This window comes from Ruegeria sp. G2 (assembly GCF_056533505.1).
The window spans coordinates 87460-110393 of the sequence record NZ_JBQFON010000015.1 but is presented as its reverse complement, the minus strand read 5'-3'; the positions used below and the strand labels follow the sequence as shown (position 1 = coordinate 110393).

28 protein-coding genes are annotated in these 22934 nt (G+C 56.1%); 12 read left to right on the top strand and 16 right to left on the bottom strand.

Translation table 11 applies throughout. The features are described 5' to 3' along the window. Nucleotides 1-225 precede the first annotated feature (225 nt). From ACR0DU_RS20905 to ACR0DU_RS20890, 4 genes are all read left to right on the top strand, one after another. Nucleotides 226-858, top strand: a complete 633-nt coding sequence (locus tag ACR0DU_RS20905) for a tyrosine-type recombinase/integrase (RefSeq protein ID WP_480877184.1) — start codon at nt 226-228, stop codon at nt 856-858. 232 nt (nt 859-1090) lie between these two features. Then, nucleotides 1091-1774 (top strand): DUF1326 domain-containing protein, encoded by a 684-nt coding sequence (locus ACR0DU_RS20900; protein WP_480877181.1) that lies wholly within the window; start codon nt 1091-1093, stop codon nt 1772-1774. Nucleotides 1775-1784: 10 nt separating this feature from the next. Beyond that, the gene (locus ACR0DU_RS20895) at nt 1785-2603 is read left to right on the top strand and encodes a DUF2182 domain-containing protein (protein ID WP_480877178.1); all 819 of its coding nucleotides are present in this window, start codon (nt 1785-1787) and stop codon (nt 2601-2603) included. A gap of 24 nt (nt 2604-2627) precedes the next feature. Then, nucleotides 2628-3263: a DUF1326 domain-containing protein gene (locus ACR0DU_RS20890; protein WP_480877175.1), complete on the top strand. Its 636-nt coding sequence runs from the start codon at nt 2628-2630 to the stop codon at nt 3261-3263. 217 nt (nt 3264-3480) lie between these two features. On the opposite strand, the gene ACR0DU_RS20885 is transcribed toward ACR0DU_RS20890, so the two are convergent. The 3 genes from ACR0DU_RS20885 to ACR0DU_RS20875 all read right to left on the bottom strand — a co-directional run bounded on the left by ACR0DU_RS20885 (nt 3481) and on the right by ACR0DU_RS20875 (nt 6875). After that, nucleotides 3481-4518 carry a hypothetical protein gene (locus tag ACR0DU_RS20885; RefSeq protein ID WP_480522646.1) on the bottom strand — a complete coding sequence of 346 codons (1038 nt, stop codon included), beginning with the start codon at nt 4516-4518 and terminating at the stop codon, nt 3481-3483. Between the two features lie 87 nt (nt 4519-4605). Further along, nucleotides 4606-6459 carry a relaxase/mobilization nuclease domain-containing protein gene (locus ACR0DU_RS20880; RefSeq protein WP_480522645.1) on the bottom strand — a complete coding sequence of 618 codons (1854 nt, stop codon included), beginning with the start codon at nt 6457-6459 and terminating at the stop codon, nt 4606-4608. Continuing rightward, nucleotides 6456-6875, bottom strand: coding sequence for a hypothetical protein (locus ACR0DU_RS20875; protein WP_480522644.1), 420 nt, complete (start codon nt 6873-6875; stop codon nt 6456-6458). Before ACR0DU_RS20875 ends, ACR0DU_RS20880 begins: the two co-directional genes overlap by 4 nt. Before the next feature lie 182 nt (nt 6876-7057). Between ACR0DU_RS20875 and ACR0DU_RS20870 the strand changes: the two genes are divergently transcribed. Together ACR0DU_RS20870 and ACR0DU_RS20865 are read left to right on the top strand one after the other, a co-directional pair. After that, nucleotides 7058-7246, top strand: coding sequence for a hypothetical protein (locus ACR0DU_RS20870; RefSeq protein ID WP_480522643.1), 189 nt, complete (start codon nt 7058-7060; stop codon nt 7244-7246). A gap of 206 nt (nt 7247-7452) precedes the next feature. Further along, on the top strand, nt 7453-7701 hold the full coding sequence (locus tag ACR0DU_RS20865) for a hypothetical protein (protein ID WP_480522641.1): 249 nt from the start codon (nt 7453-7455) through the stop codon (nt 7699-7701). A 10-nt stretch (nt 7702-7711) separates the two neighbouring features. Here the strand turns inward: ACR0DU_RS20865 and ACR0DU_RS20860 are convergent, their stop codons facing one another. From ACR0DU_RS20860 to ACR0DU_RS20810, 11 genes are all read right to left on the bottom strand, one after another. Then, nucleotides 7712-7870: a hypothetical protein gene (locus ACR0DU_RS20860; RefSeq protein ID WP_480522639.1), complete on the bottom strand. Its 159-nt coding sequence runs from the start codon at nt 7868-7870 to the stop codon at nt 7712-7714. After that, on the bottom strand, nt 7863-8111 hold the full coding sequence (locus ACR0DU_RS20855; protein ID WP_480877171.1) for a hypothetical protein: 249 nt from the start codon (nt 8109-8111) through the stop codon (nt 7863-7865). The genes ACR0DU_RS20860 and ACR0DU_RS20855 overlap by 8 nt, the downstream gene beginning before the upstream one ends. Continuing rightward, entirely contained in the window at nt 8112-8360 is a 249-nt protein-coding gene (locus ACR0DU_RS20850; RefSeq protein ID WP_480522637.1) for a hypothetical protein, read from the bottom strand. A 41-nt stretch (nt 8361-8401) separates the two neighbouring features. Next, on the bottom strand, nt 8402-8689 hold the full coding sequence (locus tag ACR0DU_RS20845; RefSeq protein ID WP_480522635.1) for a hypothetical protein: 288 nt from the start codon (nt 8687-8689) through the stop codon (nt 8402-8404). 62 nt (nt 8690-8751) lie between these two features. After that, nucleotides 8752-9309, bottom strand: a complete 558-nt coding sequence (locus tag ACR0DU_RS20840; protein WP_480522633.1) for a hypothetical protein — start codon at nt 9307-9309, stop codon at nt 8752-8754. A gap of 57 nt (nt 9310-9366) precedes the next feature. After that, entirely contained in the window at nt 9367-10239 is an 873-nt protein-coding gene (locus tag ACR0DU_RS20835; protein WP_152459999.1) for a DUF932 domain-containing protein, read from the bottom strand. Nucleotides 10240-11288: 1049 nt separating this feature from the next. Next, complete coding sequence (locus ACR0DU_RS20830) at nt 11289-11492, bottom strand: hypothetical protein (protein WP_152459998.1); 204 nt, start codon at nt 11490-11492, stop codon at nt 11289-11291. A 791-nt stretch (nt 11493-12283) separates the two neighbouring features. Further along, nucleotides 12284-12826 (bottom strand): hypothetical protein, encoded by a 543-nt coding sequence (locus tag ACR0DU_RS20825; RefSeq protein ID WP_152459997.1) that lies wholly within the window; start codon nt 12824-12826, stop codon nt 12284-12286. Nucleotides 12827-12838: 12 nt separating this feature from the next. Next, nucleotides 12839-13261 (bottom strand): type II toxin-antitoxin system VapC family toxin, encoded by a 423-nt coding sequence (locus ACR0DU_RS20820; protein WP_170514454.1) that lies wholly within the window; start codon nt 13259-13261, stop codon nt 12839-12841. Continuing rightward, complete coding sequence (locus ACR0DU_RS20815) at nt 13258-13491, bottom strand: FitA-like ribbon-helix-helix domain-containing protein (protein ID WP_152459995.1); 234 nt, start codon at nt 13489-13491, stop codon at nt 13258-13260. Before ACR0DU_RS20815 ends, ACR0DU_RS20820 begins: the two co-directional genes overlap by 4 nt. A gap of 170 nt (nt 13492-13661) precedes the next feature. Continuing rightward, the gene (locus ACR0DU_RS20810) at nt 13662-14069 is read right to left on the bottom strand and encodes a hypothetical protein (protein WP_480522630.1); all 408 of its coding nucleotides are present in this window, start codon (nt 14067-14069) and stop codon (nt 13662-13664) included. Between the two features lie 533 nt (nt 14070-14602). Here ACR0DU_RS20810 and ACR0DU_RS20805 point away from each other — a divergent pair. Continuing rightward, entirely contained in the window at nt 14603-14911 is a 309-nt protein-coding gene (locus tag ACR0DU_RS20805; protein WP_480522628.1) for a hypothetical protein, read from the top strand. Nucleotides 14912-15049: 138 nt separating this feature from the next. Here ACR0DU_RS20805 and ACR0DU_RS20800 read toward each other — a convergent pair whose 3' ends face one another. Beyond that, nucleotides 15050-15301: a WGR domain-containing protein gene (locus tag ACR0DU_RS20800; RefSeq protein ID WP_480522626.1), complete on the bottom strand. Its 252-nt coding sequence runs from the start codon at nt 15299-15301 to the stop codon at nt 15050-15052. A gap of 211 nt (nt 15302-15512) precedes the next feature. On the opposite strand from ACR0DU_RS20800, the gene ACR0DU_RS20795 reads away from it, so the two are divergent. Continuing rightward, nucleotides 15513-15749: a DUF6429 family protein gene (locus tag ACR0DU_RS20795; RefSeq protein WP_480522624.1), complete on the top strand. Its 237-nt coding sequence runs from the start codon at nt 15513-15515 to the stop codon at nt 15747-15749. A 115-nt stretch (nt 15750-15864) separates the two neighbouring features. Next, entirely contained in the window at nt 15865-17205 is a 1341-nt protein-coding gene (locus tag ACR0DU_RS20790; protein WP_480522622.1) for a DUF7986 domain-containing protein, read from the top strand. A gap of 549 nt (nt 17206-17754) precedes the next feature. Here ACR0DU_RS20790 and ACR0DU_RS20785 read toward each other — a convergent pair. Next, nucleotides 17755-18042, bottom strand: a complete 288-nt coding sequence (locus tag ACR0DU_RS20785; RefSeq protein ID WP_170514471.1) for an MBL fold metallo-hydrolase — start codon at nt 18040-18042, stop codon at nt 17755-17757. An 84-nt stretch (nt 18043-18126) separates the two neighbouring features. Between ACR0DU_RS20785 and ACR0DU_RS20780 the strand changes: the two genes are divergently transcribed. From ACR0DU_RS20780 to ACR0DU_RS20770, 3 genes are all read left to right on the top strand, one after another. Beyond that, nucleotides 18127-19038, top strand: coding sequence for a homocysteine S-methyltransferase family protein (locus ACR0DU_RS20780; RefSeq protein ID WP_480522620.1), 912 nt, complete (start codon nt 18127-18129; stop codon nt 19036-19038). 176 nt (nt 19039-19214) lie between these two features. Further along, nucleotides 19215-20093, top strand: coding sequence for an alpha/beta fold hydrolase (locus ACR0DU_RS20775; protein ID WP_480588243.1), 879 nt, complete (start codon nt 19215-19217; stop codon nt 20091-20093). 448 nt (nt 20094-20541) lie between these two features. After that, the gene (locus ACR0DU_RS20770; RefSeq protein WP_480522616.1) at nt 20542-22743 is read left to right on the top strand and encodes a transglutaminase-like domain-containing protein; all 2202 of its coding nucleotides are present in this window, start codon (nt 20542-20544) and stop codon (nt 22741-22743) included. The last annotated feature ends 191 nt before the right edge of the window (nt 22744-22934 follow it).

Here is a 22934-nt window from a genome sequence, read left to right as displayed (position 1 = left end):
CGGTCCGTACCCTCGATATATCCCGACATGCCTGCCTCCGGTCTTTGCCGAAAAGCATACAGCATCCGGAGTTTTCACACAGCCTCGGCTCGAAGCCGCCTTGTGGCGGCGCGGCATCGGTCGCTAGCAGCCCGTCACGAGACCAGTCGTTGACACTTGGCCATATGATCAATGGTCAACGCGGTGTTGATGTGTGGGCCGGGAGGGATGGATGGAGGCATAGATATGCCTAGAATCCAACTTCCCGCCGTCAATCCGAAACGCAAAGCCTGGAACAAGGGTCGCCTGATCGGTCAGAAACGCCCGCTGCTGCCAAAGCAGGTGTGGGCAATACGCGCGCGGCTCGAACTGGCGGGCAACTACCGAGATCTCGCGCTCTTCAACCTCGCCATCGACAGCAAGTTGCGCGGTTGCGACCTCGTCAAGCTAAGGGTTGGTGATCTGGTCGTCGGAGACCGCGTCCGTGAGCGGGTCACGGTCATTCAAAGCAAGACCAATCGGCCGGTTCAGTTCGAAGTGTCTGAGAACACGCGCGAAACGATCGCTGGCTGGCTCGACCAACCCGAGATGCTGGGATGCCGGTATTTGTTCCCCAGCCGTTTCCACGCCTCACCGCACATCTCGACCCGGCAGTACGCGAGGCTTGTTCGAGACTGGGTTTCAGCCATCGGCCTCGAACCGAGCGGCTACGGCACACATTCACTCCGCCGGACCAAGGCATCGGAGATCTATCGAAAGACCGGCAATCTCCGGGCGGTCCAGCTCTTGCTGGGTCACACCAAGGTCGACAGTACTGTGCGATACCTGGGCGTCGAGCTTGAAGATGCGCTGAGTATCGCCGAGAGAATCGACATCTGAACCAATGCGGCGGACGGCGCTCGCCGTTCGCCGCCCAAGACCGGTTCTTGGCCGATACGCAGTCCGAAGGTGAGATTGAGCCCACAGGAGACTTATGTATCAAGTAGATCGTCGCAGATTTCGGCATTGATGACTCGGCGTCAGTTTTCTGGTAAGCATTCCCATAGTGGCGGGGCTTTGGAACAAACAAAATGTAACGACGTCAACGGCCTCCAAACCTTCGGGCAAATGAATGCTGTGCCAGTTTTGGCGGCAGTTTATCCAAAGGGAGCGATACATGATTGATTGGGAGATAAGGGGCGAAGAGCTCGCGAATTGTAACTGTAACTTCGGATGTCCTTGTCAGTTCGGCGTCTTGCCTACAGATGGAACGTGTGAAGCAGCGGTCGTTTATAAAATTCACAAGGGGCATTATGGTGATACAACGCTCGACGGTTTGACGGCAGGCGGCGTTTACAAATGGCCGGGGCCCATCCATGAAGGCAACGGCCATATGCAGCTAATTATTGATGCCAGTGCGGATGTCGATCAGCGCGCAGCTCTCGAGGCGATTATGACCGGGGCTGACACGGAAGAAATGGCCACAATGTGGTTCGTATTCGGTGCAATGAGTCCAAACAGGCACGAAACTCTTTACGTACCGGTCTCGTTGGAAATGAATATCGAGGATCGTGTCGGCAAGGGAGTTGCGGAAGGCGTTTTCGAAATCAATGCGGAGCCAATACCTAATATCGTCACAGGTGAACCGCATCGCGTCGGTATCAGATTGCCTCACGGGTTCGAGTTTGGGTTCGCCGAAATGGCGAAAGGCCAAACCAAAACCTCGGGTGGCGATCTAGAGCTCAACAAAAACACGGGCACCCACGCACATATGGCAAGCTTGCACCTGACCGGCCAAGGCCGTCTCGCCGCCTAGAGCAAGAGCGGTGAAGACTGGTTCCGTAGGGCCCGTAGAACGGGTGATGTCGCGCGATACCTGGGTGGTGGCTGCCTCGGTTTTTGCAATCGTCCTGCTGGGCGCTTTTTACACATTTAATGGCGTTGGCATGAACATGTCGGCGCTGGACATGACGAGGATGGCCGGCCCGATCGGCGAACCTATGTCAATGGGCGGGTCACAGCCGTGGACATTTGGCTATGCGATGCTCGTCTTCCTGATGTGGTGGGTAATGATGATTGCAATGATGACGCCAAGCGCTGGACCGACGCTTCTTCTGTACACCGCATTGAAACGACATGGTTCGGAAAGTGCATCCGCAACGAAACTCAGCCTGATCTTTCTTGCTGGCTATCTACTGATTTGGGGTGGCTTCAGCCTGCTGGCGACTGGAACGCAATGGCTGACTGAAACTTTGGGCGTGGTTGACGGGCCTATGATGACGCTCGCGTCACGACCGGCTGCAGGCGCGGTGCTGATCTTGGCCGGTCTTTTTCAGTTTTCCGCTCTAAAAACGGCATGCCTGAAACAATGCAGTTCTCCCGCCGATTTTCTGACACGTCACCGCAGGAAAGGCAGCGGAGGCGCGCTTCTTATGGGAATGCATCACGGCACCTTTTGCTTTGGCTGTTGTTGGGCATTAATGGCGCTGCTCTTTGTTGGCGGAATTATGAACCTGTACTGGATTGTCGGTCTTGCTCTTTACGTGCTGGTCGAAAAGATCCTACCCAACCCCCGATTTTTTGCGAGGTTCACCGGAGCTGTTCTGATTATGTGGGGGCTTTGGTGCATTCTCACATCTCTGTAGCGACAATAAAACAAAGGACATCTCATGGCTCATAAAGATTGGTATGTCGAAGGCCCCGCATTCGGGAACTGCAATTGCGGCTACTCATGCCCCTGCCAGTTCGAAGAGGACCCGACCCACGGAAATTGCCGGGGCTTCGAAGTGATGGAGATCACCAAGGGGCACTATGAAGACCTTGACCTTTCGGGTTTGAAAGTCGCTGTTCTTTATGCCTGGCCTGGACCAATTTACAAAGGTAATGGCGAGATGCAGTTGATCATTGATCCAGCGGCATCGCCCGCTCAACGCGCTGCGCTGGAGACGGTTCTCACCGGCGGCGAAACCGACGAGGAGGCAACACACTGGTGGGTATTCCGCGCAATGTGTCCGACGTTGCATGACACTGTTTTCGAAGCCATCGACTTCACCTCAGATATGGAAGCGCGCACGGCATCGGTGAAAATTGGGGATGTGCTGACATCCTCCGGCCGCCCGATCAAGCCGCCACATGGCGACGGGGAGCATCGCGTACGCATCGACATGCCCAACGGCATCGAGTTTTCAATTGCTGAGGTGGGCAACGCATCGACCAAGGGCACGACGGCCATAGCGCTTGATTTGAAAGACAGCTACGGTCAGTGGCATTTCATGAAGCACGGGCCCCACGGCGTCATTCACTAGCGCTACTGTCACTGCTCGTCAGTTAATGTTTTCCCACTTTTGCCAGTTGTTACGTCGGCTGACGAACGGCGGCTACGTCCCGCGTCTTACCAGTTCAGGCAAGGTGCCGCGAAGGGTCGGTTTTCAACACATCCCGTTCGGCAACTTCCATACCGCCCTGTTTTGCACCAAGCCTGAAACTGGTCCTGCTGCATCAAAAGTACCTTCTGCGTAGCCCCTACAAGCTGTGCCCCTCATCTTCATGGATGTGGGTGGCCTGTTCGCGGGTATGGGCAATCTCTTGCAACACGGCGGCAATCTTGCTGGACGAAACCTGGTGCAGCTCACCGACAACGGCCTCGGCGCGCTCGTAGCTGTCCGGAACGCCTTGGCTGTTGAAGTGGGCAGCAGCGGTGGAAACATCCGCGTCTTTCCAAGTCGCCGTTGTGCCGACTGAAACGCTGTCATGATCGTTGTAGCGGGCCAGGAACTTGTTTCCATCGAGTCCGAAGCTGTTGGCGGTTGCCACAATGTCATCACGCACAGCCAGCCATTTTTCGGCTTCTGTCGGGTCCAGGTTGTCCAACTCGGCTGCATTCATGGATGTGGTGTAACTGTCATCAGCAACAGTGTACGCCTGTAGGTCGGTGTCGTATGGGCGCAGTTCAGCAACATCGCCCTTCAGCTCTCCGATCTGGACGTCCATTTTGGCGCGCAAGTGCGGATCTTCGACCTCTCGGGCAAGAGCCTCCATGTTCTCGATAGACTTCACGATGTCTTTGGTTTGTTCTTCATAATTCTCGAAACCGGCCTGCCCCAGAGCGGATTGCATATACTGAACATAGCGATCACCGGGCGACTGGTAGTCATCCGAACCCTGAAAATCCTTGTCACCACTCAGATCCGCGAGCGACGAATAGTAGGGGTGATACAGGTCATATTCCTGAGCGTCGGTCATATGACGGGAAACCAAAGCCTGCATGTCGCCCTGATTAACTGGTTCCCCTGACCTCTCGGCGGCTTCCAGTTCGATCTTCAGTTCTTCGACCAGATCAGCTTGGGCGGTGTGTTCGTCAACACGGCGGTTAGCCTGGTCCTCGATGTCAGCCAGTCGCCCACCGATGGCGGCATTGTCATACCCCAGACTCCGTTGCTCTTTCGTGATGATGTCAATCTGCTCAGAAACACGATCTTCACGCGGGGCGGATTGATCAAATTTGGAATAGGGTGCGAAGTGTTCGACTTCGTTCAAAAGATAGTCTGTACGCGAAACCATAGTTTTTCCTTTTCGAGTTGATGGATAACTCTGTGATGGTCCTGCAGATGGCGTTGGCGCGCTCATCAGGCAGACCGGGTGTAATCCTTATAAGCTGTGTCCGTCATCGTCCTCCAAGCTATGACCGGTATCGTCGCCGCGCCCTTGCAAGAGCGGGTGCGTTGCATGGGCGTGAACGTCCGAAAGTTCCTCAGAAATTGCGATGATCTTGGTAGAGGCTATTTGGTGCAGCTCATCAACAACGGCCTCGGCGCGGTCCTGGCTGTCCGGCAAACCTTGAGCCTGGAAGTGGGCCGCTGCGGTCGAAATATCGTCGCTACGCCATTCCATAGTCGTTCCCAATGTGACGTTGTGATGGTTGCCAAAACGGGCAACAAACGCCTCGCCGTCTAGGCCGTAGCTGCTGGCCGTGTCAGTGACTTCCTTGCGGATCTCGACCCATTGCTCGGCTTGCGGATAATCCAAGGTATCCATCTCAGCGGTGTCCATCAGCGTTGAATAACGCCTGTCCTCCATGATGAAGGCTTGCAGGTCAGGATCGTTGGGCCGCATATTCGCAACGTCGCCTTTCAGCTCACCTATCTGAATATCCATTGAGACGCGCAGATGGGGATCTTCAACCTCACGCGCCAGTCCTTCCATTTTCTCGATGGACTGCAGGATGTCGGCGGACTTCTTCGACCAATTGTCACTGGCATCCTCGCCCAGCGTATCGCGCATGTAGGCGTCATAGCGAACTGCTGGCGGCGAGTAGTCTTCGGAGGATTGATAGACTTTATGATCGACAATATCAGCCATCGCCGAGAGGGTTCCACCGCTCTCCGCGATATGCTGGTGATCGTCAATATGCTGGATTACACGGGCCTTCAGATCGGGGCTGATTGTTTCCTCATCGCCGCCTAATGCGATGTGCTGACGCAGCTCGTGCATCAGCTCAGGCGACTTGTATTCGGGGCCTCCCGGCTCACCGTAATCATCAAAATGATGGGCCTGATCCAGTAGATGTTCCATTCTCGATACCATAGGTTCTTCTCCTTCAATGAGCTTGATGGCAAACTCTTCGATCCTTTCGCTGATGGCGTTGGCGCGCTCATCAAACAGATCGGACATTCTTGCGATGGATAAAGTCATCACATCCGCAGCCCTGTCACGGGCCGTAACTTCGACTTCCGGGGTGCTTTCAACAAGTGACAGTCCGGCCTGAACTTTCCACGTGTCTGTCTCCACTTCCTGCCGCAAACCGCGCTCAAGGCGGGTCGTCGCGGTCAGCTCAATGCCGTATCCTTCGGCAACCTCAACCTGGATGGCGCGCTGAACGTCGATGTTCATCTCGCTGCTCATGCCCATAGCGAGCCACTGCCCATGCTCGACGCCTCGGTTGTTCACAACGATGTGGACATGGGGGTTATCGGTGTCGTTGTGGAACACTGTCAGGTAGTCCCAGGTATCGCCAAAATCTCTGCTTCCAAACAGACGGTCCGCGAACTCCAAGCCCGCCTCATGCGCGGCGTCCGGATAGGTGCCTTCGGGAAAAGAAACGATCATGTGACGGGTGTAACCGTAGTTGGTTTTCCCGTTGAAATCCTCCGCCCAGGTCTCGATCAAATCCCTGACCTGATCCGCATCAAGCGGGGTCACGCCATTGTCCCGGATGTCCAAAACACCCTCTGCCCGGACGGTCAGGTAACTGATCTGGCGGCGCAGCTCATGGGCGTTGTTCACCCCACCTTTGCGGACGTGTTTCACAACCGCCTCGGGCTTTCCGACCACAGCACCCAGCCGCGCCTTGATGGATGAGGCCCGCGAGATCATGAACTTCATGCGCTTGGCGGTCTGCAGCTGCAGGCTGATCTGCTTGGATCGATCGATACCCTTCTGCGCTTCCCGGAAGGCAAGCTCCAGGAAATCCCCTGCTGTCAGATTGCGAGCCGCGACATTCATACTTCAGATGTCCAATCATCGTCGCGCAAGATCCGGCGAATGGCGGCCTCCGGTTCTCGATTTCGGCGGGCCGCTGTGATCAGCGCTTTCAGGTCTTGCCGGTGCTGGATGATCGCACGATGGAGATTTTCGACATCGCGCCGGTCGTCATCCGTCCAGATCACCGTGCCGCGCTTGGCCGATTTCGCCAGTTGATTGAGGTTGGTGTATCCACCCTGAACCTGCCGCAAGTGCTTCTGCCAGAGACCCACAACAGCGGGGTCAGGATCGAGATACCCGATCAGACGATAGATCAGTCGTTGGATGATTTGGTTGCGGCTCTTGGCTCCGAGCGCAGTCACGGCCCCCTCCAAAAGCTCCAAGGCATCTGACGGCAATCGAACAGAAAAGACAGTGGTGTCGGCTGGCTTGCTCAATCTATACCTCAGGTTGTATTTGTGATTTGTAACACAACTACCTTATCCTGTCATAATCTCCAAGAGTAAACCGATGGGATTTTAGAAATTCGTATTTTCTCAAATCGTGATCGGAGTAACTTTGCTCTAGGAGTAAATTTCCACGCCGGGAAAAGGGTTCCGCCCCTTTTCCTTAAACAGGCGTGGGTGCCGGTGGACTGGCGCAGGGCAATCACGCAACGCGTGGGCTGCCCGAACAGCGCCCGTCACTTTCCGGCACGTTAAATGCGATCTGCATTTTCCGCGCGCCTGGGCGCGCTCAACTTCCCGACGCTTTGGCGGCGGGTGCCGACGAGTTGGCTGAACTTCAGCCGCGCGACCCGACGAGCTGACCGACCGTCGCATGTCAGGTTAGGGTCTCTCGGTCGGGATCTTAGCACAGTGGCAGTCGCGCGGCTTCGCGCTGGGTGGCGCGAGCGGGGACCGAGCGCGCGGCCTTAACGCTGGCTCTGAGCGGTCCCGTGGGATAGATGCTGAGAATGGAAAGGTTGAAGTTTTTCAGACCGCGTGACAACAGCACTACCGAGGGTTGTACGTTGTGAAGGCTTGGGATTATCCGTTTGAGCTGGTCCGGATCAACTGCAAGACCTGCGGGCGGTACGGGCAGTACCCGAAAAAGCGGTTCATTGAGCTGGTCGGTGCTGACACGCCGCTGCCCTCGGCACTGAAGATCATCGCCAAAACATGCGACCGTGAAAAGGACGGGCTGGCCCTGCACAACCGATGCGGCGCGGGCTATCCGGACCTCGCCCGGATGGTCGATGATAGCAAGAACTGGACGCGCTGAAAGGGCGGGGTCAGTCTCGCGCGACGGTCAGTCGGGCGGCACGGTCAGACTTCCAAACCTCGATAGTGGCGCGCTGTTCCACGTGCCAGCAAAACGCTGCAACTGCTGCCACCAGAAGGGCACCGGCAACAGCAATGTCGATGGTGTGATGAACACATTTCTCAAGCATCGGAATCCTCCTTTTCGTGGTTGCAGACCGGGCACGGAATGCCCCGCCGAATTTCAGTATCGGTCATGTCAAAACTCCATCCGGCGTCATGACCACACTGACCGCATATGAAGTGCCCACCCTTGGCAGTTCGCCAACCGGGCATCATATCGGGGGCTTGACCCACATCAGCCGCGTGCATCAAAACGCGCTGCTCGCGGCGCGGCTGATCGAGCCCCGGCAAGGTGAGCTGGTGGCGCACCTATCCGGCCTCGGGCAAAGGTTCGTCCATCCGGGTCTTGAACCGAATGGTGGCGTCTAAGGCCGCATCCCCGGTTTCGGCCTCCGGAACTCCGGGGATCAACCACGTGTCATTCCATGACATGCGGGCGCGTCCATCCAGTTTGCGGGCCAGCTCGTCCTCTGTTCCTTCCCCGATACAAATCCCGCCCTCGATGTCGGGATGTGCGGAAAGCTCGATGTGTCCAGAACGGAAACAATGGGCATACATTTGCCTGTCCTCTCGATTTCAGTTTTCGGGCTTCGCCCGGCTTAGTGCTGCCAGTTGTCCCGGCCGTATTTGCGGCCAAGAATGGTGATGCGATCCTGCCCGTCGATGGGCACGCTCTGGTGGACAAGCCCACCAAACGGGTTGACGCCGTAGACGGAAACATCGTCATCGCCAAACCCGTAGATCACGAATTTCCACGGTCCCCGGCCCTGCTCACGGGTTTGAAAAAACCCGTCGTAGTTCCGGCATTCCCAGGCACCGGCCCACCAGTTTGCGCCTGGTGTTCCTTTCTCGTTTGGGGCCATCGGTATCAAATCAAGCTGCTGCATTTCTGCTCTCCATCGGGCAAATGGCGGGGGCCGCTTTAGCGGCCTCCCGGCTTTGCAATGTTTCAGTGGGTGGTGGCTTCGGGCTGGTAAGGGTCGAGCTGATCAGATCCCGAATAGTCGGAATAATCGACAAACGCCTCGCGCAACGCGGCCAGCGGATGATTGTCAAAATCATCTACGCGCTGGTCTTCGTCAGGAATCTCGCTTTCGTTGGCTTCGTGGATGGCGAATGTCAGAGCCTCGGCAATCTCAATGAATTCGGTCACTGGCACGAGCTGACCGCTCTGGCGGGGAAACTGCCCATAGGCGACGTCACCAGCCAAGAAGCCCTTGCCGGTTTCCGTGGCAATCTGGCGTGCGATTTTTACAATCGCCTTGGCATCCCATGCGTCATGGACTGCCATCGCCAGAAACTCCGGCGCGTCTTTGGTGCCTTCGTTCTTCCGGCCGTAAATGCTCCAAAACTCGACCTCTCCGGCTTCGCACTGGACGGCGCACCCTTCGCTTTCATCATTTCGGCACGGCATGATTTCGAACCATTCGAATTGGTCCAGCTTGTCGCCTTTCGGCAAGTTGTTGAAACGCTCGTGTGCGGGTGTGTTGACGATTTCATTTTGCATGGTCTCTGCTCCGAGTCAGGGGGTATGCGCGGCCCGGATCGAGCCGCGCGCTGTTCTTCAGGCTGCGAGGCTTACGCCCTTCAGCTCTGCCATCTTTTCAGTGAGAGACCAGACTGCCCGGTTCAGAGCTTTGTTCTGGTCGATGCCTTTGACGCCACGGGTGCGCTGTCGGCGTGTGCGGCCATTGCCATCCTTGACGCGACCATGCAGCCCGCCCTTGATGACGTTCTCCTGCAGAACATTGCCAACGGTCCAAAGATCGGTCAGGCGGTCGGCATTGCGGCGGGTTCTCAACAGAGCGTCAGCCTGAACCGGCGCGGGCTTTCCATCTTCCTTGTGAGCCTCGGGAAAGCGCAGTTCATGCACCACTTCCGCGAACACCTTGCGCTCGGCGTCGTCCAGAGAGATACCTTTGAAGGTTTCAACCTGCTCGGCCACATGGGGCGCATCTTCCAAAACAGTGTATGCGCCTTCGATCACCTCATGAATGGCGTCACCAGAATGGCGCACCTTCACCTCGTTAAAGCTGTCGCCAACCATCAGGCCATTAGCGCAGACAAACCGAAAGAAACCCGGCACCATCTGATAGCTGCTGGTTCCATCATTGGCGTTGACCAAGATGATTTCAAAGGCTTCGCCTTCGGCATTTGTGATTGAGCGGTGGCGCAAGCGCAGCATGTGTTTGGTGAACTCGGCTTTGCCTTCAATGCGGGTGTTGGCCTGCTGAGCAAAGAATGGGTCAAACCCTTCCTTACGCAGTCCGGTCAGAACGTCGATTGTCGGCACCACAACAAAGCGGTCAGACCGGCTTTCGTGGGCTTCGGTTGCGAAGATCGAGGGCACGGCGGAGCGCAGTTGATCGTCGGTCAAGGCTTCCCCTGTGACCAGACCACCGCAGGACATTCCGCTCATATAACGATTGTAACCCATAGACTTACTTCCTTTCTTTCGTGGCGATGCGGTTGCCGGTGTTTCCCAGCTTTCCGCCAATGGGCGCGGCCTTCTGATCTGTTAGCTGATAGATGGACCACATCTATCGGCTGGCAGAACAGGAGGGCGAAGCCCTGCCTGTGGCCCGGGGCGGGACTGTCACGGGGTCGGAGTGGCGAAAAAATGGGAGGGAACCGCGCGCTTGCGCGTGGGAGGAACCGGGTTTTTTGACATGGAGACGACGCGCACCGCGCGGCGCTTGCCCCTTGACCGGCCCGACACAGGATGCGGGCGGATCGGGATGATGGGACCGGCCTGCCGGTCACAGCAGACCCACTATTGGACAATGCCAGGGCCGGGGTGAGCGCGCTTTAGCGCGTCGATCCCCTGCCCTGTCCAATAATCAATGCGAGCCGCGCGCCTCGCGCGGATCTCCCAGACCTCTTGCAAAAGCGGGCGTTACCCGAAGGGCCGAAACAAGCAAGTCCTGGCGACCATTTGGCCGCGGTTAAGCTGGCTCGCGACGAGACAGATTCACCGCATCAGGCCGAAGGGAGAAAGGGCGTGGTTGGTTCGGGGCGTAAGCCGGTCTGCCGGCTGAAGCTTAGCACGCGGTCACGCGCCCCAAGGCGCGGGATTTGCGCATAACGCCGTCATTTGTACAGCGCAGCCTACTGTACAGAGTTTTGGCGGCTTTCAATTGAAGGTGATGTTTTAGGAACCGCACCGGCCTGATCAAATGGGAGGAAGTGATCATAATTTAGCCGGAGGGAACGGCTGGTTGTGGCCGGTGCGGTCGTATTGTGAGTGGCGTCTTTGCAAGCACCGCATTTCTTATCTCAAAATGAGGCCGAAGAAAGACCTAACCGACTAGGGAACCAGGTGGATACATCTGTTTGCTGGAACTGGCCTCAAAATGAGATCAGCGACGGCCAATGACGCTGCAGGTGTGCGCCGCCAAGGCATCGGCTACGACAATCTGGGACGCTATTGCGTCCGGACCGAAGCCGGAGCAAAGGAAAGGGCGACTTGCGCCGCCCTACCCCTTTTTATTCGGTCACCTGTTCGTTGTCGTCATTGCGTTTTGGGAAGGCCACCATTTCGACGCCGGGGAACATATCGTGTTTGACCTGGATTGAGGTGATGTTGCCGTGATCGTCAGTGTTTACGAACGCGACACCGCAGCGGTTCCAGAAGTTTTTGCCATCTTTTTCACCGGCTTTGACGTTCAGCTTCAGAGTTTGAGTTGCCATTGTTTGATCCTCGTTTTTTGAGTGTTTCGATGAACATGGAAGAAGCGGGCATAATGGGGGTGTCAGCAGGTAATTTGCTCCGCGAGGAATGCGCGATCAGCGCAGGGGAAATTACCTGTTGAAGCGGAGCGCCCGGAACGGGGGCTGCGCGGCTCCCCCGACTGCCCGCTTATGTTCATCAGAGAAGAAACACGTGAACGAGGATCTTCACTGGCAACGGGATTGAGGCTGTCAGACCGAGTGAATGGCAAGAGCTTCTGGGCCCGCTGCGCCCGGAACGCTTGAACAAAGAGAAACGCGGCAACATCACCTCGATCCGACAGATGGGCATTGGGCGAATCCGCGATCTGGCCGCTTTCCCGAAACGGAATGACCTGCGGAACAAGGATTAAGGGCGCGGTGGCGGCGCAAGTCGCCGGTTCTTGCTGGCAGCGGCGCAAGAAGCATCCGCTGCTACGGGAAAGCCCTAATTTCGGCCTGCGTTTGAGTCGGTTATCAAAGTCTCAACCCTACCACTTACCGCTCACTGACGGTAATTCCCCCAGAGGCCAGCATCTACCCCCTCATGCTGGCCTCTTTCAATTCCCGAAACCATGATGAAGAAACGCGGCCTGGCCGCTGAAGCGGCCCCTTGCGCTGGAAGCGCACAGTCCTGATGGAGCGGGGTTCCAACCCCGCGCGGTCAGGACAACAAGGACATTGCACCATCAAGCCGCCGGTAAGAAAAAAGGCCCACCGAAGTGGGCCAGTATCTCTCGCCACAAGAGGAAAATGAAAGAATCTTGGTGAGGCTATCGCTTGCGCGCCCGATCGACAACGCCGTCATAGGTGATCGCGGTAATCCGGTCCTCAGTACGACGGGTCATTTCGATCCCATCACCTGTCATTGTTGTTTCCGCATGTTCGGTCCATTTGAAAATGCTGCCATCCGCTTCGACATGGGTTTCATCTTCAGCGGAACGTCGTTTGACAGACCCATCATGTCGAACCTCAATAATTGTGCCATCCGCCATTCGGACGGTTACAGAATGATCTTCGACCGCAACCCCTTGCCACCAGCTTTCTGCATCACGACGCACAACAATCCGACCGGGGTGCAGCTTGATTTGCACATCCTGAGTGTCCTCCGGGTCGGCGGCTTTGACCACAACAATGGCCTCCTGCTCGCTCGGATCGCCATGAACGGACGCGCTGCCGTACTTCGGGGGCCAGAACTTCGGCTCGCTGCGCTGCCGTTTGTTCTGGTCCTTGTGGAACGCAATATACATCTGCGCGGACTTCCAGACGCGGCGAATGGCGCTCTCTGGTGCTGTTGGGGTGGTGGCTTTGGTCATTCTTCCAGTCCCTCAATCGGATGGGTGATCCCAAGGATTCAAAACATTGACACCTAAGAACTGAAACGGCTTCACGTCTCTTGTTGCGACTGAAAAACCGTGTGTCTTTGCAATTGCCGCAATCTGCGCGTCCGCCAACTTCACGTCATAGGCTTTCGCTTCGGCTTGCATGGTTGCAAGGGCCTCCGCAGCCGCACGGTCAAATGGCAAAATCCGGTTGCCGCACAGACGGCCTAGCGTAAAGTCGAACCCCTTCCAAAGCGCAGCTTTCCGGTTGCCGTCAGGCAATAATTCGATCCCGTAACGTACCTCAAAGATGGTGATCGTCGTGGTATAAAACTGCGCGCTATGCAGCGCATTCAACCACCCAATCACCGCCTTGGAAGGGCTTTCCTTCATCGGGTCGGACAGCACGTTTGTGTCTAGAATAATCACCCGAAGTCCGCCGGTTCTGCTTTGTCGCCACTACGTTCAATATCTGGCAAGAATGCATTAAGGCCCTGCACGTATTCCACAATCACGTCGCCAACCTTCTCGGCTGGCCGTGACGCCTCATCGAGAAGTTGCCGCGCGGCTTCCTCAGTGCTGATGCCACGTTCTGCCGCGACAAACCGAACGCGACTGTGAACGTCATCAGATAGATTTCTGACTGTCAGATTTGCCATTTCATCCTCCATGTTTGATGATGACAGCATATCGCTGATATGATGGCAGTGCAAGCAAATAGCAAGTATGCTATCATTCTTTCATTGCGTTTCGGCAGTCACCTTGCGGGAATACGTCATGATTAAATCCCTGCTGGGAACAGGGCGCAATGCGCCCTGCCCTAATTGTTTTAGAAGCACTCAGGGACCCATGCGTCAATGCGGGCTTTCTGTTCGGCGGTGATGCGCAAAGCCTTTTGATGCTCTGGATCGTTGAACAGCTTGTGCAGCGCTTGGTTCTTCTCGCCCTTCTTGGACTTGCTGAACGCGCGGTAGGCATCGGTGTCCATGTGCAAATCCAGAAGGTCTTTGTACAGTTCATCCAACTGTACAGCCTTGAGCCGCTTGAAGCAGTTCGTCTCGGAAGGCGTCCAGATCGAGCGAATATCAGCATCAACATCAGCCGCGATTTCAGCCATGAAGTCGGCCTGCTGGGTTGTAAAGCGCCGCGCGAGAAACGCGGTGATTTCGCCGTTGCGGGTTTTCTTGCCCAGATCGCGGAAAGCCTTGAACGCTTCGACACTGCCTTTCCCGGCCATTTCCTGAAACTGGTTATAGGCTTCCTCTGCTGCCTCGTCCCTTTCTCCGCCAACAGGAGGGCGAAGCCCTGCCTGTGGCCTGGGGCGGGACTGTCACGGGGTCGGAGTGGCGAAAAAATGGGAGGGAACCGCGCGCTTGCGCGTGGGAGGAACCGGTTTTTTTTGACATGGAGACGACGCGCACCGCGCGGCGTTTGCCCCTTGACCGGCCCGACACAGGATGCGGGCGGATCGGGATGATGGGACCGGCCTGCCGGTCACAGCAGCCCCACTATTGGACAATGCCAGGGCCGGGGTGAGCGCGCTTTAGCGCGTCGATCCCCTGCCCTGTCAATTGATCAATGTGAACCGCGCGCCGCGCGCGGGTCTCAATTCACCGTTTGCGTGGTCTTGTCAGAAAACAAAAGCACGCGTGTTATCCTGCCTCGACGAAAACACTATATTTAGTATACTTACGTTAAGCACCCACAATATGTTTGCTTTGGAACCCCTTTTGTTCTATTCTTTTGCTAAGCTGCCAAGGGGAAAAACTTATGTCCGAAACTGCCATTTCAGAGACACAGACAGCACTGCCAGCAACGGCAAAGCAACTTGCTTATGCACGCAAGTTGGCAGAGCAACAAAACGTCGTTTTGCCCTGGGAAATCCAGCAAGATCGGCGCGCGATGAGCCAATGGATCGACACGCAGAGATCAGCACCTCGCGTTCGCGATACAAGGCCAAGCTCGAAGCAGGTGGCATTTGCGGAACGCATCGCCCGGATCAAGCGCAGCCCTGTTCCGGACGAGTGTTTTCGGGATCGCAATCTGATGTCCCGCTGGATCGATAGCAACAAGCCCTGAACACTATCACGCTTGTTTGGCATCTGTCGCGTTGTGTTGGAAGGTTGGAAGAACCATCGATGCGGTGCTCTCACACATGCCTCGCTGCACACCTTTCCTTTGAATATGGTCGCATCATCCAACCATGGGATCAAACGCCTATGCTCCAACCGGAACATAGCCTCGGCGACGTTTTTGTCTTTCAAGTATATGGAGCGCGTCAGCAGCCTGGGCTTCGTCTTCGTACGTCACCATCATAGCTTGTCCGTTTGTGCCAATACGTCCCCACGTGCGGAGAACCGAAACTTCCCCAAACAGCGTCGGCTGCAACTCTATTCCGTAGAACCGTGCCATGTTGACGTCAGGGTCTACATGGATCAGGTGGACAGGTGTGGTGTCTGTCAGCGCCATGCTCCCAGTATTGCTTGGCACAGCCCAGCTGTCCAATGACAATGCGATATCTATTCGCCGGGAGCGATTCATACCCGTGATGTGAGGTGGCACGGGTTTCACCCGGCCTTATCATTCTGGTCGCACTATAGGCTAGCTGAAGATCTTTGCATGCCCTCCATGCGCCGGATCTGGGTTGACGAGCCCGCCCTTTGTCGCGTCCGCTGTTGTTATGGACATAGATGAAAACAAAGTGGATGAGGCAGTCCTGGCGCTGCTCTGGTTGACGCTGCATGACGAGCGCCGCGCATGGAAAGGCTTTGACTGGGACGCGCTTGACCGCCTGCACCGCAAGGGGCTGATCCTGGACCCGGTTGGAAAGGCAAAATCGATTGTGCTAACCGATGAAGGCCTGCGTCGCTCCGAAGAACTTTTCGCAGAGCTTTTTGAGCGGGAGCCAAAGACATAGCATTCGCCACGACAAGACCATCCATGCAACGCAGATCTGCACAAGCCTGTGATCTGGCTGGCGGTTGCAATCTGCGCTAGATCGCCTCTGTCTGGCGAACAGGGAGAAGCTGAAGATGACAACGGGGAACGATCTTGGTGGGCTCATTCGGTTTATCACCCGTGACGAGATTTGGCACGAGCGGCTCGCGGACGTGTTGGACGAGCATTTTCTGCCAAGTCTCGAAGCCTTTGATCTCGATTTCGAGGATCTGGGCGACCTGCTGGGCGAGGATTGGCCAATGGTTCTGTGGGGCGGTGGCCTGGAAGACTTGCTGGGCAGGACATTCGGACCGGACGCCGAAAACGCTGTAGATGCCTATCTGAAAGGGAGCGGTTCCAAAGAGAGTGCGCAGACCCGCGCCTATATCGAGGGTTTGCGGGACGCGTCGGTCAGCCTTTATGAGGTGAGCGAGGTAGACCCCGGCAGATCCATGGTCTTGCGCAACATGCTTTCGGACGCAGAGCCGGTTACCGTCCGGGAACACAGCGCGACGCAGATGCTGCAGCGATGGGATCGCATCGCAGCTCGGGTTGTCGCACAGGGGGAATATAACGTGATCTCGGGGGCGCTGCTCCCCTTCGACCCCGACACCGTCGCGTTTTTTGAAGACGGGCTCCGCTCCGTGTTGAAATTGAACCCCGACGTTGAACTGAGGCTGACACAGGATCAGCTACACCGTTCCGCACCCCTCTTCACCAATGCCTGGCTCTTCGCACATCTGCCGAACCTGCTGGATCCGGAACCACCACAAATCAGCAACAGCGATGGCGACAACCTGCTCTTTCACGACATGCGCTTCCCCCTCGCCAGCAAAGTGAGGCAAAGCCAGGTATCTGAAAAGCTAACACAGTCCGCAGAACTCGTGATCTCAGGCCAGAAGGATTGGACCTGGCTTGACCTCGACACCCCGTCCGGCACCAAGCACGGCACCGGCCTCGTGTTGGACAAATCAATGTCAGGGGCCTCCGTGCTTGGGTCCCTAGATCTGAAAGGTCGGACACTCACACTTTCTGTGAACTCTACAGCGCGCGCTGAACGCGGCGAAGCCCTGGTCCGGGACCTCCTGGGCGACCTGGTGAAATCTCCGCTGACATCAATCCAGACCGCCGAACAGATGATGGCGGATGACAGCACGAGTAACGGAGTGGCAGAAGAAGAGGACATCCCCCGTGCCCTTGCCCGTCAGATGGCCCACGAATATCTCGAACAGCATTACCGCGATACGCTTGACCAGCCGATTCCTGCCCTGGATGGCAAGACCCCGCGCCAGGCCGTTCGCAGCACGGCGGGCAGGAAGAAAGTCATAGACTGGCTGAAGACAATCGAAAACCGCAGCGCGCGCCAGACCGGCTCTCCGGTGGCTGAGTATGATTTCGGCTGGATGTGGGACGAGCTTGGTCTGTCAGACTACTGAAATTGGACCAGCGATGGTTCTTGCAAAAAACCGTTCCAAAACTTCGCCTCCTGAACCCATCGACTAACCCATGTTTTCCCGGCTGCGTCTTGCAGAGATGTGGCAAGGGTTATGCTGTCGCTGCGCGTCCAGATGGTTTGCCTCGTGACAGCTGGGGCACAACAAAATTTCAGTCTCCGTGGACACACCGGTTTCATAATCGAAACAGTACTCTTGACCACATATTTCCAGCACCTCTCCACTCTTGGCCAGTTCCGAACTTGTCACCGCGCAGTGATCACAAATTCCGTCCAAGAGAGCTGATTGGAGTTCAGAAAGAACCACTGTTTTCTGAAAATTGCACACTCTGTCACTCATAACTGCTTCAGGCTTTCACAAAATGGTGAAGAGAGAAAGCTTGTGAAACAAGAATTCAAGGGAATGTGACATAGCCCAATAGGTTCGAGATTTAGTTAAGCCGATCATTGCCTGTATGCTGCGGGGCGCGTCGAACTTTCACGTCAGCCTCCATCCGACAACAGACCCGTTCACATCAAAATACAGTCTGGGCTAGTCCTCCCAGCGAAACGCGTCGTTGTCCGCCTTCACCCGACCAATAGACGGCAAAGCGAAGTGGTTTCCGAGCACAATACATCCTGTTTCGGACAGTTTCCGACGGGATGTCACGGCCATCTCAGCATCGGAATCAAACGTAAAATGCCACTCGAGATGCCCGCACTGGGCGGTTGTAGGGATTGCATCACCTGTTATCAGAGCGCACCGGTCGCCACTGGTGATTTCGACCGAGACATGACCGGGTGTATGGCCTGGCGTGGGGATCAGAGTGACGGAATACACCCTGTCGCAGTCCTAAGGTTCACAGGAGGCCCGAGACAAAGTAGGTTTCTTGTGCAGAGGTAACGGCAATAGGCGTGGATCAGAATGGCGCGGCAGCTCCCACTCGAAGGTGACAAGACCTTTCTGGTTTACGCCGGCACTGGCACCGACCTGATTTTCAATCATGGAGTTGAGCTTCCCGGTTTCGCGTCGTTTCCATTGCTGGAAGAACCTGGCACCAGGGTGATACTGGCCGGTCAAATGCAGGCACTTGTCGATCTGGCCCGTGAAATGAATGTCGGATGCATCCTTGATGCGCCCACATGGATGGCGAACGCCGACCGGGCAGCGCCCATGGGGTACGATGCAGAGCGGCTCGCCGAAGTAAACAAAGATGCGGTCAGTCTAATGGAAGACGTGCGCCAAGCTTCCGCTCGCGATGATGTACTGGTGTCGGCCTGCATCGGCCCGCGCTATGATCCTTACGCCGACATCCCGCCGGTACCCATCGAAGATGCACGTCGGTACCACGCTGCTCAAATGCAAAGCCTGAAAGACACAAGCCTCGATCTGGTCACCGCTTATACATTCAACCGCCCAAGCGAGGCAGCGGGTTGCATCCTCGCCGCCCGAGACGCTGATCTGCCGATCATCATGTCTCTGGTTGTTGAGACAGACGGGTGCCTGGCAGACGGAACCAAACTTGTGGACGGCATAGACCAAATCGACGCGGCAACCGACTCGGCGGCGATGTTTTTTATGGTCAACTGCGCTCACCCTACCCATTTCGCCAGAGCGATTGGCAACCACCCCCGGCTGAGAGGCCTTGTGGCGAACGCTTCGAGTTGCTCGCATGCGGAACTTGACGAAGCGGATGAGCTGGACGAAGGCGATCCAATTGAACTTGGTAAACAGATTGCCGCGATTGCGCAGCAGAATCCGTCGATTCAAGTATTTGGAGGATGCTGCGGTACCGACATGCGCCATCTGAAATCGACGATCAGCGAATTAGCATAGCCAACTTAGTTCAATCTGAGCGATAACGCTGAGATCTAAGGTGCTCCCGTAATTTCTTTCCACAACTTGTTAGGAGATCGGCCCAAACCTGCCGTTCATCGTGCAAAGCTGTACCTGCAGAGCGGCCGCCGAAGCTGCCGTTAACAATGGAGTTACATTGCGCTAGTCTTGAAACCATGCTCGATTTGGATGAAGCCAAGTCAGTGGAAGTGAACGGCACCGTTCTTGCGACCTTCGAAAAGGGTGAAGGCGAGCCACTGGTTTTTGTGCACGGCAGCGCCTCGGACGTGCGCACTTGGTCCCAACAGCTTGGCGTTTTCTCGGAAAATTATCGCACGATTGCCTACAGTCGACGCTATCATGTCCCGAACGCTCCGATACCAACCGATGCCAGGGACCCTATCCAGGTGCATGTGGAAGATCTGGCGGGTTTGGTCAAAGTGATGGATGCAGGGCCGGCACACGTCGTAGGGCACTCGTGGGGCGGCCTTGTTTCACTCTTAGCGGCCAAGCAGGTGCCGGAAATGTTCCGCAGCCTCGTCCTCATTGAACCGCCTGCTGTCTCAATGCACGTGAGTATTCCGCCAAAGCCTACCCAGTTGATCGGCCTTTTGTTCTCTGCGCCCCGGCTTGCGTTTGACATCATTAAGTTTGGCATAGGTACCGTAGGCCCATCTGAAAAGGCGTTTCGGATTGGCGATGATAAACTGGCCGTTGAAAAGTTTGGCCGAGGGGTTTTGGGCGACAGATATTTCGAGGCACTATCGGAGGAACGATACGCTCAAGTTTGGGACAACCGAGGCCCTGACAGAGCCCTCTCACTGTATCATGGCTTCCCCGATCTGATCGGAACATCGTTTTCGGATATCCATATTCCGGTCCTTCTTATCGGCGGGGCTGATAGTCCGCACTTGTTTAGGCTGCTAATCGATGGACTTAGCGAGCGGCTGCCTGATGCGCATGTCGAAATCATCGAAAACGGGTCACACATGATCCACGAGGACGCACCAGAAACCCTGAACGCGCGGATCAAAGAATTCCTTGCTGGCGGCTGAGGGCTGAGGCTGACTTCAAATTCACGCTTCGCTGTTCCCAGATGCGGACATAGCGGTCAAATGGTCTTCCAAACCAAGTAGCTGTTTTGATCTCACCTATGCTGCAGCGGTTGCTTCAATCTCAAACAACAATCCGGGGATGGCTATGCATGGATTGGGCCTGTTCAGCTCATTTATCAGGTCTTCCAGATGTTGTGCTTGTGGGGAGCGTTCTATTTCAGGAAGCACTAGCCTAGTCGGCAATTTCCCAGACCTCAGGAGCTCCTCCATGTAGCGTTCGAAGTCTTTCGTTTTTAGAACCGGGAGCGACGCCGTCCCACCATTGCAACCGAGATCTGCGGTGCAAGATCGATCGCTCTCAGTGGTACATTGCAATCACGGAGCCTTTTTGGTGTCTTGGTGTGATCGCGATACTTACTAACGCGCCCTCAGAACAGAGAGAACGATGATGAGAAAATTATTTCGGCAGGCCACGGCGCTAATCGTTTCTCTGGCAATTGCCAGCGCACCCTTTTCTGGAAGTTCAGCCGTTGCGGCAGATGCAGCGTCTTTCGAAAGAGTGCTAGACCAGATCGATAGCAGCATAGACGAGACACGTTTCAATGCAGCAGCTTTAGCCGAGGAGGTATGTACGGCGCCGACGTCTGAGATCGTGCAACAGATCGACAAACGCCTCGCGACGCAAATCTACGACGGAGTGATGCGAGGTGTCTCCGGAACGCTTTCAACGGGCGCCGGCAATTCGTGGGACCAGGCATTGGTATTAGAGAGCATACTGAGAACCTGCGGAGTTGAAACTCGCTTTGCGTTTACAACGCTTCCTCCGAAAGAAGCTGCTCGATTGATCGCCGCAAGCGCGCCTTCGATCCGTTCCGCGATCGTAACCGAAACCGCTGATTTGTCGGGTGCAGTGGAGGGCATGCGGGCCGCCGGTATGCTCAGTGAAGATTTAGACCGCTTTGTACAGTTTATGCAGAACCCGGCACCTGACGTACCAGCTAATGAGCAAGTGCTTGCTGTCGCGGAGGAATTAGAGCAAGTGCTCGGCGATAGAATGCCAACTGGCGTCGAATTGGACGCTATCTTCTTGGAAGAGGCGTCTCGGTACGCCTGGGTGCAGACCCGGGCACCAAACAGCGATAAGTGGGAAGACCATCATATCGCATTCGATCCTTCTACTGCCGTGACATTGCAGCGGTTTTCAGCCTCCCTCCCTCCGTCGGCATATCACAAAGTTGAAGTGGGCTTAAAAATCGAGGTTAGCGACGAAAACGACGTTAGGGACGTGTCTGTCCTCGACGGCACAACCATAACTCCTGGAAAGGACGGCGCCGGTTCGGCCTTGCTGACGATCTTGCCTGATACAGCGAGTAAAGATGGGTTCGGCGATCTGACAAAAGCCGAGAGCTTTCTTGTGCGCCTGGAGAGCGAAGACATACAGCAAATCGCGTTTGAGTGGGACGGAAGTGTATTGGATCCGATCTTTACCGATGGCGCCGGTGAGGCCAGTGCCGGCATTGCCGACGCCTTCAGCGGTCTGAGCTCAACGATCGGCGGTGCACCGATTGGCGAACCCGCAGATGCTGAACAAGTCACAGCCGTTGTTATCGAAGTCGCGCTCCAGGGGCCTTTCCAAGCGACGCCTGTCCTTGTGGAACGGCGTATCTGGGAGGCGACTGATCATCGCACGTCGGCACCTGTCGGCGTCTGGACGATCAACGCCGATGGTGCTGCCGCATCCGAGGGAGAATTGATGTCGGTGCTGATCGCGCAATTGCGCGTGGTCATGGAAAAAAAGCTCCCCCGCCCCAACAATTCCTTAGCGCGTGCGATGCTATCGCGATTGATGGACTTGGCCGCGCAATCCGTTGCAGAGGACGGATCCATTATTTGGCGCGGCGCGCCGATGACCACGATCAACGGATTTCAAGTCCAAGACGACGAAGCAAGGCTGGCGAGTTTTGATATTGTTGAGTCCGGGCTTAGAGCGATGCAGGTGAGCACGACGGGCTTTCGCGCTGCCCCAAATATTGCGCTAAGAGCTGGGGTAGCCGAGACCTGGTTGGAGGCCGGATTTGGCACGGACGCACCGCCAAGCGTCACTTTGAAGTCGTCCGCGAGCGCCTGGGCAACTCTCTCGGAGGCAGACCAGTTTCGTGTTGTGTCATCGCAGGCCGAGCTCTCGTCGCTCGGCCTGCAGGGCCAGGCTCTAGCAAACGCTGCGGCCGATATGGATCGAACGTCCTTGCTTGCGGTCGCGGGAGGACGCGACGTGTCGTGGTGGCGGATTGACCCTGCGACCGGGGCCGCAACTGGCGTAGACGATCGCGGTCGAGGCGGCGCCTTTGTGACATTACTGCTCTTGGTGGACTTTTCTCTCCTGCCTTACTTCATTGTCACGGGCATGCAGGACTGCGGCCAAAATGAAGGTTGCATGATGTCAGTGCTGATTTGGGGACTACTGGCCTTTGGGCTCAGTTTCGGTCTTGGGACTTCGATTGGAATTGCTTTGGAGGGAACGACTATTTGGGGCGCCGGTATTGTTGAAGGCATAGGAGCTTTTTTTGTTTTCTTGAACTTCTTGGGCCTGAGCCTGACAGGTTGGAATCCACTTCCTGACATCGAGATTCCCAATATTGACACGCCGTGACACGTAAGCGCACCATCCCTGGGTGTCGCTTCAATAGCCCTGTGGCTGCGTCCTTTCACCCGGTTGCAAACAATAAAAGACGGTCCAGTCTATCGCTTCGACGGTGGCATAAAGTCGGTACGTCTTCTCCAACGGGGACCATTCGCAAAAGACGGAGAAGGCTTTAATAGACGAGCTTCGGTCAATTCCGT

Coding starts and splice junctions, on each gene's coding strand:
- ACR0DU_RS20905 (WP_480877184.1), top strand. CDS start 226: ATGCCTAGAATCCAACTTCCCGCCGTCAATCCGAAACGCAAAGCCTGG.
- ACR0DU_RS20900 (WP_480877181.1), top strand. CDS start 1,091: ATGCTGTGCCAGTTTTGGCGGCAGTTTATCCAAAGGGAGCGATACATG.
- ACR0DU_RS20890 (WP_480877175.1), top strand. CDS start 2,628: ATGGCTCATAAAGATTGGTATGTCGAAGGCCCCGCATTCGGGAACTGC.
- ACR0DU_RS20885 (WP_480522646.1), bottom strand. CDS start 4,518: ATGGTTTCGCGTACAGACTATCTTTTGAACGAAGTCGAACACTTCGCA.
- ACR0DU_RS20880 (WP_480522645.1), bottom strand. CDS start 6,459: ATGAATGTCGCGGCTCGCAATCTGACAGCAGGGGATTTCCTGGAGCTT.
- ACR0DU_RS20860 (WP_480522639.1), bottom strand. CDS start 7,870: ATGCTTGAGAAATGTGTTCATCACACCATCGACATTGCTGTTGCCGGT.
- ACR0DU_RS20850 (WP_480522637.1), bottom strand. CDS start 8,360: ATGTATGCCCATTGTTTCCGTTCTGGACACATCGAGCTTTCCGCACAT.
- ACR0DU_RS20845 (WP_480522635.1), bottom strand. CDS start 8,689: ATGCAGCAGCTTGATTTGATACCGATGGCCCCAAACGAGAAAGGAACA.
- ACR0DU_RS20840 (WP_480522633.1), bottom strand. CDS start 9,309: ATGCAAAATGAAATCGTCAACACACCCGCACACGAGCGTTTCAACAAC.
- ACR0DU_RS20835 (WP_152459999.1), bottom strand. CDS start 10,239: ATGGGTTACAATCGTTATATGAGCGGAATGTCCTGCGGTGGTCTGGTC.
- ACR0DU_RS20830 (WP_152459998.1), bottom strand. CDS start 11,492: ATGGCAACTCAAACTCTGAAGCTGAACGTCAAAGCCGGTGAAAAAGAT.
- ACR0DU_RS20825 (WP_152459997.1), bottom strand. CDS start 12,826: ATGACCAAAGCCACCACCCCAACAGCACCAGAGAGCGCCATTCGCCGC.
- ACR0DU_RS20815 (WP_152459995.1), bottom strand. CDS start 13,491: ATGGCAAATCTGACAGTCAGAAATCTATCTGATGACGTTCACAGTCGC.
- ACR0DU_RS20810 (WP_480522630.1), bottom strand. CDS start 14,069: ATGGCCGGGAAAGGCAGTGTCGAAGCGTTCAAGGCTTTCCGCGATCTG.
- ACR0DU_RS20805 (WP_480522628.1), top strand. CDS start 14,603: ATGTCCGAAACTGCCATTTCAGAGACACAGACAGCACTGCCAGCAACG.
- ACR0DU_RS20800 (WP_480522626.1), bottom strand. CDS start 15,301: ATGGCGCTGACAGACACCACACCTGTCCACCTGATCCATGTAGACCCT.
- ACR0DU_RS20795 (WP_480522624.1), top strand. CDS start 15,513: ATGGACATAGATGAAAACAAAGTGGATGAGGCAGTCCTGGCGCTGCTC.
- ACR0DU_RS20790 (WP_480522622.1), top strand. CDS start 15,865: ATGACAACGGGGAACGATCTTGGTGGGCTCATTCGGTTTATCACCCGT.
- ACR0DU_RS20780 (WP_480522620.1), top strand. CDS start 18,127: ATGGCGCGGCAGCTCCCACTCGAAGGTGACAAGACCTTTCTGGTTTAC.
- ACR0DU_RS20775 (WP_480588243.1), top strand. CDS start 19,215: ATGCTCGATTTGGATGAAGCCAAGTCAGTGGAAGTGAACGGCACCGTT.
- ACR0DU_RS20770 (WP_480522616.1), top strand. CDS start 20,542: ATGAGAAAATTATTTCGGCAGGCCACGGCGCTAATCGTTTCTCTGGCA.